At 65.6% G+C, this 13,212-nt stretch carries 9 protein-coding genes and 1 tRNA gene; 5 read left to right on the forward strand and 5 right to left on the reverse strand.

Features of this window, described 5'->3' with window-relative positions; genetic code table 11:
* Window positions 1-115: 115 nt before the first annotated feature.
* The 5 genes from lon (at window position 116) to EI171_RS23030 (ending at window position 6,251) form a co-directional block, all read left to right on the forward strand.
* Window positions 116-2,539, forward strand: coding sequence for an endopeptidase La (gene lon, locus EI171_RS23010; protein ID WP_011087707.1), 2,424 nt, complete (start codon window positions 116-118; stop codon window positions 2,537-2,539).
* Window positions 2,540-2,609: 70 nt separating this feature from the next.
* The gene (locus tag EI171_RS23015) at window positions 2,610-3,014 is read left to right on the forward strand and encodes a GFA family protein (RefSeq protein ID WP_011087706.1); all 405 of its coding nucleotides are present in this window, start codon (window positions 2,610-2,612) and stop codon (window positions 3,012-3,014) included.
* A gap of 48 nt (window positions 3,015-3,062) precedes the next feature.
* A tRNA-Val gene (locus EI171_RS23020) sits at window positions 3,063-3,139 on the forward strand.
* A gap of 184 nt (window positions 3,140-3,323) precedes the next feature.
* Complete coding sequence (locus EI171_RS23025) at window positions 3,324-5,279, forward strand: acyltransferase family protein (RefSeq protein ID WP_161534757.1); 1,956 nt, start codon at window positions 3,324-3,326, stop codon at window positions 5,277-5,279.
* A gap of 111 nt (window positions 5,280-5,390) precedes the next feature.
* The gene (locus EI171_RS23030; RefSeq protein WP_161534758.1) at window positions 5,391-6,251 is read left to right on the forward strand and encodes a class I SAM-dependent methyltransferase; all 861 of its coding nucleotides are present in this window, start codon (window positions 5,391-5,393) and stop codon (window positions 6,249-6,251) included.
* Window positions 6,252-6,302: 51 nt separating this feature from the next.
* Here the strand turns inward: EI171_RS23030 and EI171_RS23035 are convergent, their stop codons facing one another.
* From EI171_RS23035 to EI171_RS23055, 5 genes are read right to left on the reverse strand one after another with little or no spacing between them, the layout of a single operon-like run.
* Window positions 6,303-7,277 carry a cation diffusion facilitator family transporter gene (locus EI171_RS23035; protein WP_161534759.1) on the reverse strand — a complete coding sequence of 325 codons (975 nt, stop codon included), beginning with the start codon at window positions 7,275-7,277 and terminating at the stop codon, window positions 6,303-6,305.
* Window positions 7,278-7,279: 2 nt separating this feature from the next.
* Entirely contained in the window at window positions 7,280-10,492 is a 3,213-nt protein-coding gene (gene ihpC / locus EI171_RS23040) for a divalent metal ion exporter subunit IhpC (protein ID WP_161534760.1), read from the reverse strand.
* Window positions 10,485-11,462 (reverse strand): divalent metal ion exporter adaptor subunit IhpB, encoded by a 978-nt coding sequence (gene ihpB, locus EI171_RS23045; protein ID WP_161534761.1) that lies wholly within the window; start codon window positions 11,460-11,462, stop codon window positions 10,485-10,487. Before ihpB ends, ihpC begins: the two co-directional genes overlap by 8 nt.
* Window positions 11,459-12,733 carry a divalent metal ion exporter subunit IhpA gene (gene ihpA, locus EI171_RS23050; RefSeq protein ID WP_028171693.1) on the reverse strand — a complete coding sequence of 425 codons (1,275 nt, stop codon included), beginning with the start codon at window positions 12,731-12,733 and terminating at the stop codon, window positions 11,459-11,461. Before ihpA ends, ihpB begins: the two co-directional genes overlap by 4 nt.
* Window positions 12,734-12,789: 56 nt before the next feature.
* Complete coding sequence (locus EI171_RS23055) at window positions 12,790-13,155, reverse strand: hypothetical protein (RefSeq protein WP_161534762.1); 366 nt, start codon at window positions 13,153-13,155, stop codon at window positions 12,790-12,792.
* Window positions 13,156-13,212 lie beyond the last annotated feature (57 nt).

Raw genomic sequence — 13,212 nt, forward strand, 5'->3', positions numbered from 1 at the left:
CCCGGTCCACCCTTGGAATGGTAGACTGGTTTTGTGGATCACCTCGGCACCTTGTGGCGGTTGCGCATGAGCATGGCGGGCTGCGTGCAAGGGGGCAAAGCAAAAGGAAAAGGCCATGACTAATCCAAAACCCAGGCCAACCATCGTCCATGGCGAAACGCACGCTTATCCCGTGCTTCCCTTGCGCGACATCGTCGTCTTCCCGCACATGATCGTGCCGCTCTTCGTCGGCCGCGAGAAGTCGATCCGCGCGCTCGAAGAGGTGATGAAGAACGACGCGCTGATCATGCTCGCGACGCAGAAGAACGCGTCCGACGATGATCCGGCGCCCGATGCGATTTACGAGACCGGTACGCTTGCCAGCGTGCTCCAGCTCTTGAAGCTTCCCGACGGCACCGTGAAGGTGCTGGTCGAAGGGCTCGAGCGTGCGCGCGTGCAGAAATACACCGATCGCGCCGACTACTATGAAGCGACCGCGATTGCGCTCGCCGATACCGATGCGAAGTCGGTCGAGGCGGAAGCGCTGGCACGCTCGGTCGTGTCCGACTTCGAGAGCTATGTGAAGCTCAACAAGAAGATCTCGGCCGAGGTCGTCGGCGTGGTGCAGGCGATCACCGATTTCGCCAAGCTCGCCGACACGGTCGCCTCCCATCTCGCCGTCAAGATCGCGGATCGCCAGGGCATCCTGGAGACGCTGTCGGTCACCACGCGCCTCGAAAAGGTGCTGGGCCTGATGGAGAGCGAGATCTCGGTGCTCCAGGTCGAGAAGCGCATCCGCTCGCGCGTCAAGCGCCAGATGGAGAAGACCCAGCGCGAGTATTATCTCAACGAGCAGATGAAGGCGATCCAGAAGGAACTCGGCGACGACGACGGTCGCGACGAGCTCGCCGATCTCGAAGAGAAGATCTCCAAGACCAAGCTCTCCAAGGAAGCGCGCGAGAAGGCGCAGCACGAATTGAAGAAGCTGCGCCAGATGTCGCCGATGTCCGCGGAAGCGACCGTCGTGCGCAACTACCTGGATTGGCTGCTGTCGATCCCGTGGAACAAGAAGTCCAAGGTCAAGAAGGACCTGGAATCGGCGCAGGCCATCCTGGACTCCGATCACTACGGTCTGGAGAAGGTCAAGGAACGTATCGTCGAGTATCTCGCGGTGCAGTCGCGCGCCAACAAGCTGACGGGACCGATCCTGTGCCTCGTCGGACCTCCCGGCGTCGGCAAGACCTCGCTCGGCAAGTCGATCGCGAAGGCGACCGGACGCGAGTTCGTGCGCGTCTCGCTCGGCGGCGTGCGCGACGAGGCCGAGATCCGCGGTCACCGCCGCACCTATATCGGCTCGATGCCCGGCAAGATCATCCAGTCGATGCGCAAGGCGAAGTCGTCCAATCCGCTGTTCCTGCTGGACGAGATCGACAAGATGGGCGCCGACTTCCGCGGTGATCCGTCCTCGGCTTTGCTCGAGGTCCTCGACCCCGAGCAGAACGGGACCTTCAACGACCACTATCTCGAGGTCGACTACGATCTGTCCAACGTGATGTTCATCACGACCGCGAATACGCTCAATATTCCGGGACCGTTGATGGACCGCATGGAGATCATCCGGATCGCGGGCTACACCGAGAACGAGAAGGTCGAGATCGCGCGCAAGCACCTGATCCCGAACGCGGTGTCCAAGCACGGCCTGGACTCCAAGGAGTTCTCGATCGACGACGACGCGCTGCTGCTGCTGATCCGCCGCTACACCCGCGAAGCGGGCGTGCGTAACCTGGAGCGTGAGCTCTCCACACTCGCCCGCAAGGCGGTGAAGGAGCTGATGATCTCCAAGAAGAAGTCGGTCAAGGTCACCGAGAAGTCGCTCGAAGAGCTTCTGGGTGTGCCGAAGTACCGCTTCGGCGAGATCGAGAGCGAGCCGCAGGTCGGCATCGTCACCGGCCTTGCCTGGACCGATGTCGGCGGCGAGCTGCTGACCATCGAAGGCGTCATGATGCCGGGCAAGGGCAAGATGACGGTCACGGGCAACCTGCGCGACGTGATGAAGGAATCGATCTCGGCGGCGGCGTCCTACGTCCGCTCGCGCGCGATCGTCTACGGGATCGAGCCGCCGCTGTTCGACCGGCGCGACATCCACGTGCACGTGCCGGAAGGCGCGACGCCGAAGGACGGTCCGTCGGCGGGCGTGGCGATGGCCACCGCGATCATCTCGGTCATGACCGGAATCCCGGTCCGCCACGATGTCGCGATGACCGGCGAGATCACGCTGCGCGGCCGCGTGCTGCCGATCGGCGGTCTGAAGGAGAAGCTGCTGGCTGCTGCCCGCGGCGGCATCAAGACGGTGCTGATCCCCGAGGACAACGCCAAGGATCTCACGGAGATCTCCGATGCGATCAAGGGCGGCATGGAGATCATCCCGGTCTCGCGGCTGGATGACGTCGTCGCCAGGGCGCTGGTGAAGAAGCCGGTGCCGATCGTCTGGGAAGAGGACACCAAGGTGACGGTGAAGCCGGACGGCGACGAAGCCGCCGGTGGCCTGACCGCTCACTGAGCTCCAGCGAAAGATGATAAAACGGCGCCTTCGGGCGCCGTTTTTGCTTTGATGCAAGGGAACGAGGGCGATGCAGATCGACGGGCAATGCCATTGCGGGCAGATCACCTTTGAAGCCGAGATCGACCCCGAGGCGGTCTCGGTCTGCCATTGCCAGGACTGCCAGACGCTGACGGGATCACCGTTCCGGGTCACCGCGATCTGTTCCGCCGGCGACGTCAAGCTCACCGGCGGCACGCCAAAAATCTACGGCAAGCGCGGCGACAACGGCCGGATGCGCTTCCAGCATTTTTGCGCCGACTGTGGTTCCCCGCTGTTCACCAGCGGCGAGGGCGACCAGGCCGACGACTGGGGCATCCGCTGGGGCAGCATCCGCCAGCGCGACGCTCTGAGGCCCAGCCGACAGATCTGGTGCCAGTCGGCGGCAGTGTGGATCGACGCCGTGCCGGGGCTGCCGGGGAGGCCGCAGGATTGATGTTCCGTACTTGCTCACCGAGGGCGGGTAGGGATAAAGAGGCGGCGAGGGCGGTTAGCTCAGCTGGTTAGAGCATCTCGTTTACACCGAGAGGGTCCGCGGTTCGAATCCGTGACCGCCCACCAACGCGTTTTTCGGGTACTGCCTCGTCAATTGGAACGGGCCGAGCGGGCAGCACCGAGCCGACGGCCATCGGTTCCGGCTGCATCTTGTGCTTGCGGCCGGTCTTCGTGTCGGGCATATCGGCCCGAACTGGGACGCGTAGAGCGGCTGCCCTGCCAAGCACCACCTGGATCCGACGCCGGCCATATGCCGACCAAGCTGCCCTACCGACCGGAGATCGACGGCCTGCGAGCGATCGCGGTCCTGCCTGTCATTCTCTATCATGCCGGGGTTCCCGGATTCTCGGGCGGCTTTGTCGGAGTCGACGTCTTCTTCGTGATCAGCGGCTATCTGATCACGTCGATCATCCTCGACGAATATGAAAATGGCGGCTTCAGCTTCGTCGGCTTCTACGAGCGGCGCGCCCGGCGCATTCTGCCGCCCTTGTTCCTGGTCTGCCTTGCGAGCATTCCGTTCGCCATCTATTCGCTGAGCCCGCGCGATCTCGAGGAGTTCGCCAGGAGCCTGCTCTCGGTCTGCGGTTTCGTTTCGAACTTCTTCTTCTGGTCGCAAAGCGGATATTTCGACGGGCCGACCGAGCTCAAGCCACTCGTCCATACTTGGAGCCTTGCGGTCGAAGAGCAGTTCTATCTGGTCTTTCCGATCGCGCTGTTCTTGTTGCTCAAGCTCGGTCGACGTCACGCCATCGCGTTGTTTGTCGCGACCGCTGTACTGAGCTTCGCTCTCGCTGTTTGGGGATCGCGTCACGCGACGGCAGCGACCTTCTACCTCCTGCCGGCAAGGTATTGGGAGCTTTTGATCGGTGCGCTGCTGCCGCTGTGCCGCATCGAGACCGAAGCGCGGCGCCTGCCGCGCCGGCTCGCCGAGCCGCTTGCGTTGCTCGGTCTTGCATTGATCGCGATTCCGATCTTCACCTATCACAACATTCCCTATCCCGGCGTTTACACGTTGCCGCCGACACTCGGCACGGCGCTGGCGATCGTGTTCCTGCGACCCGATACGCTATCGGGCCGCATCGTTGCGACGCGCGGCCTCGTTGGCATCGGCCTGATCAGCTACAGCGCCTATCTCTGGCATCAGCCCGTGTTTGCGCTTGCGCGGCTCGGCGCGATCTATGAGGCCAATATCCCGGTCTTCATCGGCCTTTCGGCGATTGCGCTGCTCCTGGCCTACCTGACCTACGTGCTGGTCGAGCGCCCGGTGCGCGACCGCAAGCGGTTCACCCGGAACGAGGTGTTCGCCTATTGCGGTGCTGCCTCCGCGGGACTGGCCGGCCTCGGCCTGGTCGGCATCTTCACCGGCGGGCTCGAGAACAGCTATCTCGCCCGCAACGACATGGCGACCCAGCGGGCCTATGCGCTCATCAAGCAGTATGGCTTGCGCGATATCAAGGCCCGGCTGATCGACCGCGGCTGCCAGTTCTGGTCTCCCCGTCCGGACGAGGCGTTCGAGGCGCGGTTTCGATCCTGTGCCGAGAAGTTTGGCCCGGCCATCATGGTCGTCGGCGATTCCCACGGCGAGAACGTCTACAATGCGGTGGCCAAGGCGAGCCCCGGCGAGTTCGTCGTCGGTCTGGTCGACGAAGGCTGCCGTGCGTGGAACGACAGCGATGCCTGTCCGTATTCCAGGCTCAAGGGCTTCCTCGATCGCAACGGAGCTTCCGTGCGCGGGATCGTCTTCAACGTGTCGGGAGCTCACCTTCTGACCGACCTGGAAGGCAATTCGGAAAACCACCACCTGTTCGAGTGGAAGACGGGATATCTCATCAATTACGAGAAGGTCGCCTTCACGATCAACTATCTGCGGACGATCGCGCCGCTGGCGAAGATCGTGTGGCTCGGTCCCTTTGTCGAAGCACGGGTCAACTTCCGCGATCCGCCGTCAATCGCAAGGGACGCGTTCAGGATGAATCCCGTCTCGCTCCATCATTTCAAGGCGCTGGACGCCGAGATTGCCAAGGAAGTCGCCGAAGGGCCACAGACCTTCAAGTATCTGTCATTCTACGACGTGCTCAAGGTCGATCAGTATTTCCTGCTGACCGGCGATTGTCTGACGTTCAGCGATCCCGATCATCTGAGCGCCTGCGGCGAGGAGTTGCTTGGCGAGAAGCTCAAGGCCCAACTGCCCTGGCCGAACTCGTAGGCTCCAGGCACAAGCATCCAAGCGGTGCCCGTCCGACCTTCAATTTGAATGGGCCGTACCTTCGGTTCGTGATATGGGCTGAACGGCGCGTGAGTGCGCGATGAGGTCCCGATGCAGCAACCCAGCGGACACGAGCAGAATGTCGACCAGATCGCCTATTGGAACGGCCCCAGCGGGCAACGCTGGGCCGATCGACATGCGGTGCAGGAGAGGCTGCTCGGGCCGATCGCGGATGTCCTGATCGATCGCGCCGGGCCGAAGCCGGGCGAGCGCGTGATCGACGTCGGCTGCGGCTCCGGCGCAACGACGGTGGCATTTGCGAAGGCGGTGGCGCCTGATGGCTTCGCGCTCGGCCTCGATGTCTCCGACCCCATGTTGTCGCAGGCGCGTGCGCTGGCGCCAAAGGGCCTGCCGCTCGATTTCGTGCTGGCGGATGCGACGGTACATCCGTTCGAGCCGGCGAGCTTTGACCTCCTGGCCTCGCGCTTCGGCGTGATGTTCTTCGCCGATCCCATTGCGTCCTTCACCAACCTTCGTCGCGCGCTGAAGCCGTCCGGGCGGCTCGCCTTCGCCTGTTGGCGTGAGCCGAAGGAGAACCCGTGGATGATGGCGCCGCTGATGGCGGTCTACAAGCACGTGCCCAAAATGCCGCCGGTCGGGCCGGAGGAGCCGGGCCCGTTCGCCTTCGCATCCGAAGAGCGCGTGATGCGCATCCTGAAAGGGGCGGGCTTCGTCGATGTGGCGATGGAGCCGCACAATCTCGCGATGGATATCGCCATCGGCGGTGGGCTCGAGGCCGCCGTCGACGGCGCGCTCCAGATCGGCCCGGCCAGCCGTGCGCTGCAAGGGCATCCGCCGGAGACGTATGAGGCCGCTAAGGCCTCGATCCGCGAAATGCTCGCGCCGTTTTTGAAGGGACAGTCGGTGGCACTTCAGGGCGCGATCTGGATCGTGACGGCGAAGGCGTCGTAGCGCTCGCTGCTCGACGCCGTTGTGCGCAGTTGAAGCTGAGCAAATGCCTCTTCACACCACGTCATCCGGCGCCAGCGCACAGCCATTATCCGGATGCGTCTCCACCTGAAGCGTGGTGTGGCCGATGCGGAAGGATGTCTTCAGCATCTGTGCGGTCTCCATCAGGAACGCATCGCCGCTACCTGCGGGCATGACGAGATGGCAGGTCAGCGCCGTCTCGGTGGTCGAGATCGGCCAGACGTGCAGATCGTGGATCGCGGACACACCCGGGCGCGCCAGCAGGAGCGCCCTGATCGCGGCGAGGTCGGTGCCCTTGGGGGCGGCCGCCATTGACATGTCGATGGAGCCGCGGAGCAGGCTGGTCGTGCTCCAGAGAATGGCGGCGCAGATGACGAGGCTGGTGACGGGGTCGAGCCAGAGCCAGCCGGTCCAGATGATCAGCGCCGCCGAGACGACGACGCCGAGCGAGACGGCGGCGTCGGCGGCCATGTGCAGATAGGCGCCCTCGATGTTGATGTCGTCCTTGCGACCGCTCGCGAACAGCATGGCGGTGAAACCGTTGACGAGGATGCCGATGCCGGCGACCACCATCACGGTCACCCCCGCGACCGGCTCCGGCTCGCGCAGGCGTAAAATCGCCTCCCAGCCGATCGCGCCGGTCGCGACCAGCAGGAACACGGCATTGGCCAGTGCCGCCAGGATGGTCGAGGCACGCAGGCCGTAGGTGAAGCGTCCGCTCGGCGCGCGCCGCGCCGCGATTGCGGCGCCCCACGCCACGACCAGGCCGAGCACGTCGGAGAGATTGTGGCCGGCGTCCGCGAGCAGGGCGGTGGAGTTGCCGATATAGCCATAGACCGCCTCGGCCACGACCAGCGCAGTGTTGAGCGAAATGCCGATCGCGAAGGCCTTGCCGAAACTGGCGGGCGCATGGACATGCGCGTGGCCAAGACCACGACCATGGCAATGATCATGCTCGTGACCTGCATCGTCATGATGGTGATCGCCGTGGTGGTCGTGGTTGCCCAAACCTAGCGCTCCCCGGACGCTGCCAAATCAGCCGCCATTGTAGGCGTTTCGCGTGCCACGTCACGCCGGAACAGCATGTAGAGCGCCGGCAGCACAAGGAGCGTCAGCACGGTCGAGGAGATGATGCCGCCGATCACCACGGTTGCGAGCGGCCGCTGCACCTCGGCGCCGGCGCCGGTGGCGAGCGCCATCGGCACGAAGCCGAGCGAGGCGACCAGCGCGGTCATCAGCACCGGGCGCAGCCGGGTCAGCGCGCCCTCGCGCACGGCCTCCGCAACGGATCGTCCCTCGCTGCGCAGCCGCTCGATGAAGGCGATGATGACGAGGCCGTTGAGCACGGCGACGCCCGACAGCGCGATGAAGCCGACGCCGGCGCTGATGGACAGCGGGATGCCGCGGAGCAAGAGCGCCGCGACGCCGCCCGTCAGAGCCAGCGGCACGCCGGAGAACACCAGCGCCGCATCCGCCGCCGATCCCATGCCCATGAACAGCAGCAGGAACACCAGCAGCAGCGCCACCGGCACCACGATGGTCAGCCTCTTGGTGGCCGAGACCAGCTGCTCGAACTGGCCTCCCCAGCCGATCCAGTAGCCCGGCGGCAGCTTGACCTTCTCCGCGACGGCGGCTTGCGTCTCGGCGACGAAGGAGCGCAAATCGCGCCCGCGAACGTTGGCCATCACCACGACGCGGCGCTTGCCGTTCTCGCGGCTGATCTGGTTGGGACCCGGCGCGATCTCGATTGCCGCAACGGAAGAGAGGGGCACGTAGCGCGGCGTCGTTCCCGATGTCCCCGGCCAGGCGGTCTTCGTGACGGCCGCGACGTCTTCGCCCGGCGGCAGCGGGATCGGCAGCGACTTGATCGTGTCAGGGTCGGCACGCAGGCTTTCCGGCAGCCGGACCACGATGTCGAAGCGGCGATCGCCTTCGAACAGCTTGCCGACCGGCTTGCCGCCGATCGCGATCTCGACGAGGTTCTGCACCTCGCTGAGGCTGAGGCCATAGCGCGACAGCGCCTGGCGATCGAGCTTGACGGTGAGGATCGGCAGGCCCGCGACCTGCTCGGTCTTGACGTCGGCGGCGCCCTCGATGCCGCGGACCACGCCGTTGACCTGCTGGGCGATGCCGGCGAGCACGTCGAGATCGTCGCCGAAAATCTTGACGCCGACGTCGCTGCGGATGCCGGCGATGAGCTCGTTGAAGCGCATCTGGATCGGCTGGGTCATGCCATAGGCGGTGCCGGGCAGGGTGTTGGCGGCGCGTTCGATCTCCTCGATCACCTCGTTCTTCGGCTTGGCGGGATCGGGCCATTCCTCGCGCGGCTTGAGCGTGACATAGGTGTCGGCGGCGTTCGGCGGCATCGGGTCGTTGGCGATCTCGGCGGTACCGACCTTGGAGAAGATGGTCGCGACCTCCGGCACTTGCTTGACCGCCTTCTCCAGCCGAATCTGCATGTCGACGCTCTGGGTCAGGCTGGTGCCGGGAATCCGGATGGTCTCGATGGTGATGTCGCCCTCGTCGAGGCTCGGGATGAATTCGCCGCCCATGCGTGTCGCGGCGAAGACGCTGCCGGCGACGATCAGGACGGCGCCAAACGCGACGCTGCCGCGGTAGCGGATGGCGCGGTCGAGCAGCGGCACATAGAACCGCTTGGCGGTCCGCATGAAGAGGTTTTCCGTCTCCGAGACCCTGCCGGTGACGAAGATCGCCACCGCGGCCGGGACGAAGGTGATCGACAACAGCGCCGCGCCCGCGAGCGCCATCAGCACGGTCAGGGCCATCGGCGTGAACATCTTGCCTTCGGTCCCCGTCAGGGTCAGGACCGGCAGGTAGACCACGGCGATGATGAGCGTGCCGAACAGGCTCGGCTTGATGACCTCGCTGCTGCCGGCGCGGATCGTCTCCATCCGTTCCTCGAGCGACAGCAGCCGGCCGCGCCGGTGCTGCTCGGCAGCGAGCAGCCGCAGGCAGTTTTCGACGATGATGACCGCGCCGTCGACGATGATGCCGAAGTCGATTGCGCCGAGGCTCATCAGATTGGCGCTGACCTTGCTCTCGACCATGCCTGATATCGTGAACAGCATCGACAGCGGGATGACGCAGGCCGTGATCAGTGCGGCGCGGATGTTGCCGAGGATCAGGAACAGCACCGCGATCACTAGCGCCGCGCCTTCGACGAGGTTCTTCTCGACGGTCTGGATGGTCGCTTCCACCAGATGCGTGCGGTCGTAGACGGCGCGCGCGATCACGCCGTCGGGAAGCGATTTCGCGATCTCCGTGAGCCTCGCCTTGACGCGCTGGGCTACGGTGCGGCTGTTCTCGCCGATCAGCAGCATGGCGGTGCCGAGGACGGTTTCGCTGCCGTTGGTGGTCGCGGCGCCCGAGCGCAGGTCCTGGCCTTCCTGGACGTCGGCGACGTCGCGGATGCGCACCGGCACGCCGCCGCGCGAGCCGATCACGATGTCCCTGATGTCCTCGATATTGGCGACTTGGCCGGGTGCGCGGACGAGATATTGCTCGCCGTTGCGCTCGATATAGCCGGCGCCGACATTGGCGTTGTTGGCGGCCAGCGCCGTCATGATGTCGCGGAAGCCGAGCTTGTAGGCCATCAGCCGGCCGGGGATCGGCAGCACGTGGAATTGCCGCTCATAGCCGCCGATCGAGTTGACCTCGATCACGCCGGGGATGGTGCGCAGTTGCGGCTTGATGATCCAGTCCTGGATGGTGCGCAGTTCCGTCGGCGTGAACTCGGCGCCGGTCGGTGACTTCGCGCCGGCCTTGGCCTCGACCGAGTAGACATAGATCTCGCCGAGCCCGGTCGAGATCGGCCCCATCGCGACCTCGGTGCCTGCAGGCAGCAGGTCCTTTGCCTGCTGGATGCGCTCGTTGACGAGCTGGCGCGCGAAGTAGATGTCGGTGCCGTCCTGGAACACGACGGTGACCTGGCTCAGGCCGTAGCGCGAGATCGAGCGGGTGTAGTCGAGCCTGGGCAGGCCGCCCATCGCGGTCTCGATCGGGAAGGTGATGCGCTGCTCCGCTTCGAGCGGCGACAGGCCCGGCGCGCGCGTGTTGATCTGGACCTGGACGTTGGTGACGTCGGGCACCGCGTCGATCGGCAGGCGGGTGAAATTCCAGGCGCCGAAGCCGCCGGCGACGAGCGCGAACAGAACGACGAGCCATCGTTGACGAATGGAGAAGGCGAGGAGGGCGTCAATCATGGTCGGCGTCTCCCTTGCCCATCTCCGCCTTGACCACAAAACTGTTCTCGGCGACGTAGCGCTCGCCGGCCAAAAGGCCTGCGCGGATCTCCACGAATTTCGGATCGGAATCGCCGAGCTCGACCGGACGTGCCTCGATCTTGTCGCCGTCCTCGCGGACGAACACGATGGTTTTGTTCTCCAGCGTCTGGATCGCACTTCGCCGCACGGCAACTGCGACGTTGCGTGCGGCGAGGATCAGCCGCGCCGTGACGAACAGGCCGGGGCGGAGCCGGCCGTCGGGATTTGGCAGCACCACGCGCGCCAGCGCGGTCTGGGTCTCGCTCGAGCCGATCGGCGCCATGTAGGAGATCGCGCCCTTGATCTCGCCGCGGCCATCGTCGGGGTCGATCAGTACCTCGTCGTTGAGGCGGACGCGCCGGAGGTCCTGCCGGTAGATCGACAGGTCGACCCAGATGCTGGAGAGGTCGGCGACGACGAAGGCCGGTTTCTGCTCGGAGGCGTATTCGCCGAGCGAGATCTGCCGCTCGATGATGGTGCCGGCGATCGGCGCCTTCAGCTCATAGACCGTGAGGCTCTGATTGCTCTCGATCGCGGCGAGCAGGTCGTCCCTGGCGACCTTGTCGCCGATGCGCTTCTGGATCGACTTGGCGACGCCCGGAAAGCGCGGTGTCACCTGCACCACGGCTTCCTGATTGGCGCGCAGGATACCGTTGAAGGCCAGCGTGTCGGTCAGCGTGGCGCCCGCGGCTTCCGCCAGCGTCACGCCGGCGGCCGCGAGCTTGACGTCGGAGATGCGGATGCGGTCGGCGCCATGCTCGTCCTGCTCGACGTGGTCGTTTGGTTTCTCCGGCTTCTTGTCCGCGGCATGTTCGGTCGGTGCGACCTTGGGCGCTGCAAGCATGGCGTAGCCATAGGCACCGAGCGCTGCGGTCACGATCGCGACGAGGATTGTGGAGGATGTCTTCATCGAGCGCCCTCCCGGGCCAGCGCAAAGGGATTGCCGACGAGGCCTTCGATGGTCGCCACACCGGCATGGAAATTCTGCAGCGCTTCCTGCTCGCGCAGCCGCGCCTGGGTCACGCTCGCTTGCGCGTCGAGCACTTCGAGCAGGGAGAAGCGGCCCTGGCCGTAGCCTTGCGAGATCGCTTCCGCAGCCTCAGTGGCCTTGGGGATGGCGATCTCGCGCAGCACCGCGAGCTCGCGCAGCGAGCCCTGGAGCGAGTCATAGGCGCGGCCCGCAATCACGATCAGCGTGTTGCGGTTGGCCTCGCGCTCGGCCCCGGTCTTGGCGAGGCTTTCCTGCGCTGAGAGGATGTTGCCCTGGTTCTGGTCGAACACGGGTATCGGCACCGAGACGGTGAGGCGCGCCGCATCGTCATTGGTTTCGTTGAAATGGCGCCAGCCGGCCGCGATCCGCACGTCCGGATAGGGCTTGAGCCGCGCCATCAATAGTTCGGCATTGCGCTGGGCAAAGACCGCCGTCCAGCGCACCAATTGCGGATTGGCATCGATGGCGGCGACCACCGACTGGAACGTCGGCGGGCGCCCCGTGGTGTCGAGCCGGCCGGAGACCTCGCCGAATTTCGCAGAGGGATCGCCCATCAGCACCGCGAGCTCGCGCCGGGCGCTTGCCAGCGTCGCCTTGAATCGCTCGCGGTCGGCCTTCACCAGGGCGGAGGCGACCTCGGCGCGGCCGGTCTCGGCCGGAGAGGAGGCGCCGGCTTCCACGCGGCGGCGGAGCAGCGGCGTCAGCCGGTCGATCGCGGCGATCTGCTCGTCGAGGATCTGGATCCGCCGCTGCGCGCCGAGCACGCTGAGGAAGGCGATCGCGGTTTCCGACAGCACCTCCAACCTGACGGCCTTGCGCTGGATCGCGGCGACCTCGATGCCGGCCTGTCCGGCCGCGATCCTGGCGTCGCGCTTGCCGAACAGCTCGAAGGCCTGGCTGATCTGGAGGGTGGTCTCGGCCGATTTCGTGCCGCGATAGATGCCCGACCCGAACGAATTGTCCTGTTCATAGGACAGTTCCGGATTGAGGAGCGCGCCGGCCTGGATGCGCTGACCGGTGGCGATGCCGACGTCGCGCTCCGCCGCCGTCAGGCGCGGGCTCGCGGCCAGCGCGCGCGAGAGCGCCGCGCGCATGGTCAGCGTCTGGGCGTGTGACGTCAGCACCAGGGGTGGGCTGATGAGAATAGCCAGCGCGCACGCGATGCGCGCAGCCAGTCGCCTGCAAAACATGAACAGAACCTGTGAAGGAGAACCGATGGGCGCGATGGGGCGCCCGGCTGATCCGTTCAGGTCAGGTGCTTGGGGGGCGGGGATGCCGTATCGGGCGCGATGCCGGCGAGCGCCGGCTGCCGCTGCGGGACCGGCGCTGCCATTACATCGGCCGCGGCTTCCGGCTGCACCGGTTGCACGACAGCGATGGAGAAGCAGCCGTGGCAGTGATGGCCGGCAAGCGCCTTATGATCGCCATGGCCGGCCGCGCCGTGGTCGAGCATCGCCGCGATCTCGGAGCCGCCGGACGGGCTGGTCACATCGATGTCGTGGGCCCCGTGGAGCGCGCCCGAGAGCAGATACACGACCGCGACGAACACAGCCACGAGCCCGCGCCAATGGCGCGTGGTACTCCGTCTGAAGGGCCGGCGATTCAGGACCACGAATTCACTCTCGCTGTCGGTTCGGCTGGCCTAGCATGGCAGCGGGAACAGTGTCGA

It is taken from the genome of Bradyrhizobium sp. LCT2 (genome assembly GCF_009931255.1).
Classification (GTDB): Bacteria; Pseudomonadota; Alphaproteobacteria; order Rhizobiales; family Xanthobacteraceae; genus Bradyrhizobium; species Bradyrhizobium diazoefficiens.

Bases quoted from the DNA above. Each gene is read 5' to 3' on its own strand.
- EI171_RS23015 (WP_011087706.1), top strand. From the start codon at position 2,610: ATGCAGATCGACGGGCAATGCCATTGCGGGCAGATCACCTTTGAAGCC.
- lon (WP_011087707.1), top strand. From the start codon at position 116: ATGACTAATCCAAAACCCAGGCCAACCATCGTCCATGGCGAAACGCAC.
- EI171_RS23025 (WP_161534757.1), top strand. From the start codon at position 3,324: ATGCCGACCAAGCTGCCCTACCGACCGGAGATCGACGGCCTGCGAGCG.
- ihpB (WP_161534761.1), bottom strand. From the start codon at position 11,462: ATGAAGACATCCTCCACAATCCTCGTCGCGATCGTGACCGCAGCGCTC.
- EI171_RS23030 (WP_161534758.1), top strand. From the start codon at position 5,391: ATGCAGCAACCCAGCGGACACGAGCAGAATGTCGACCAGATCGCCTAT.
- ihpC (WP_161534760.1), bottom strand. From the start codon at position 10,492: ATGATTGACGCCCTCCTCGCCTTCTCCATTCGTCAACGATGGCTCGTC.
- ihpA (WP_028171693.1), bottom strand. From the start codon at position 12,733: ATGTTTTGCAGGCGACTGGCTGCGCGCATCGCGTGCGCGCTGGCTATT.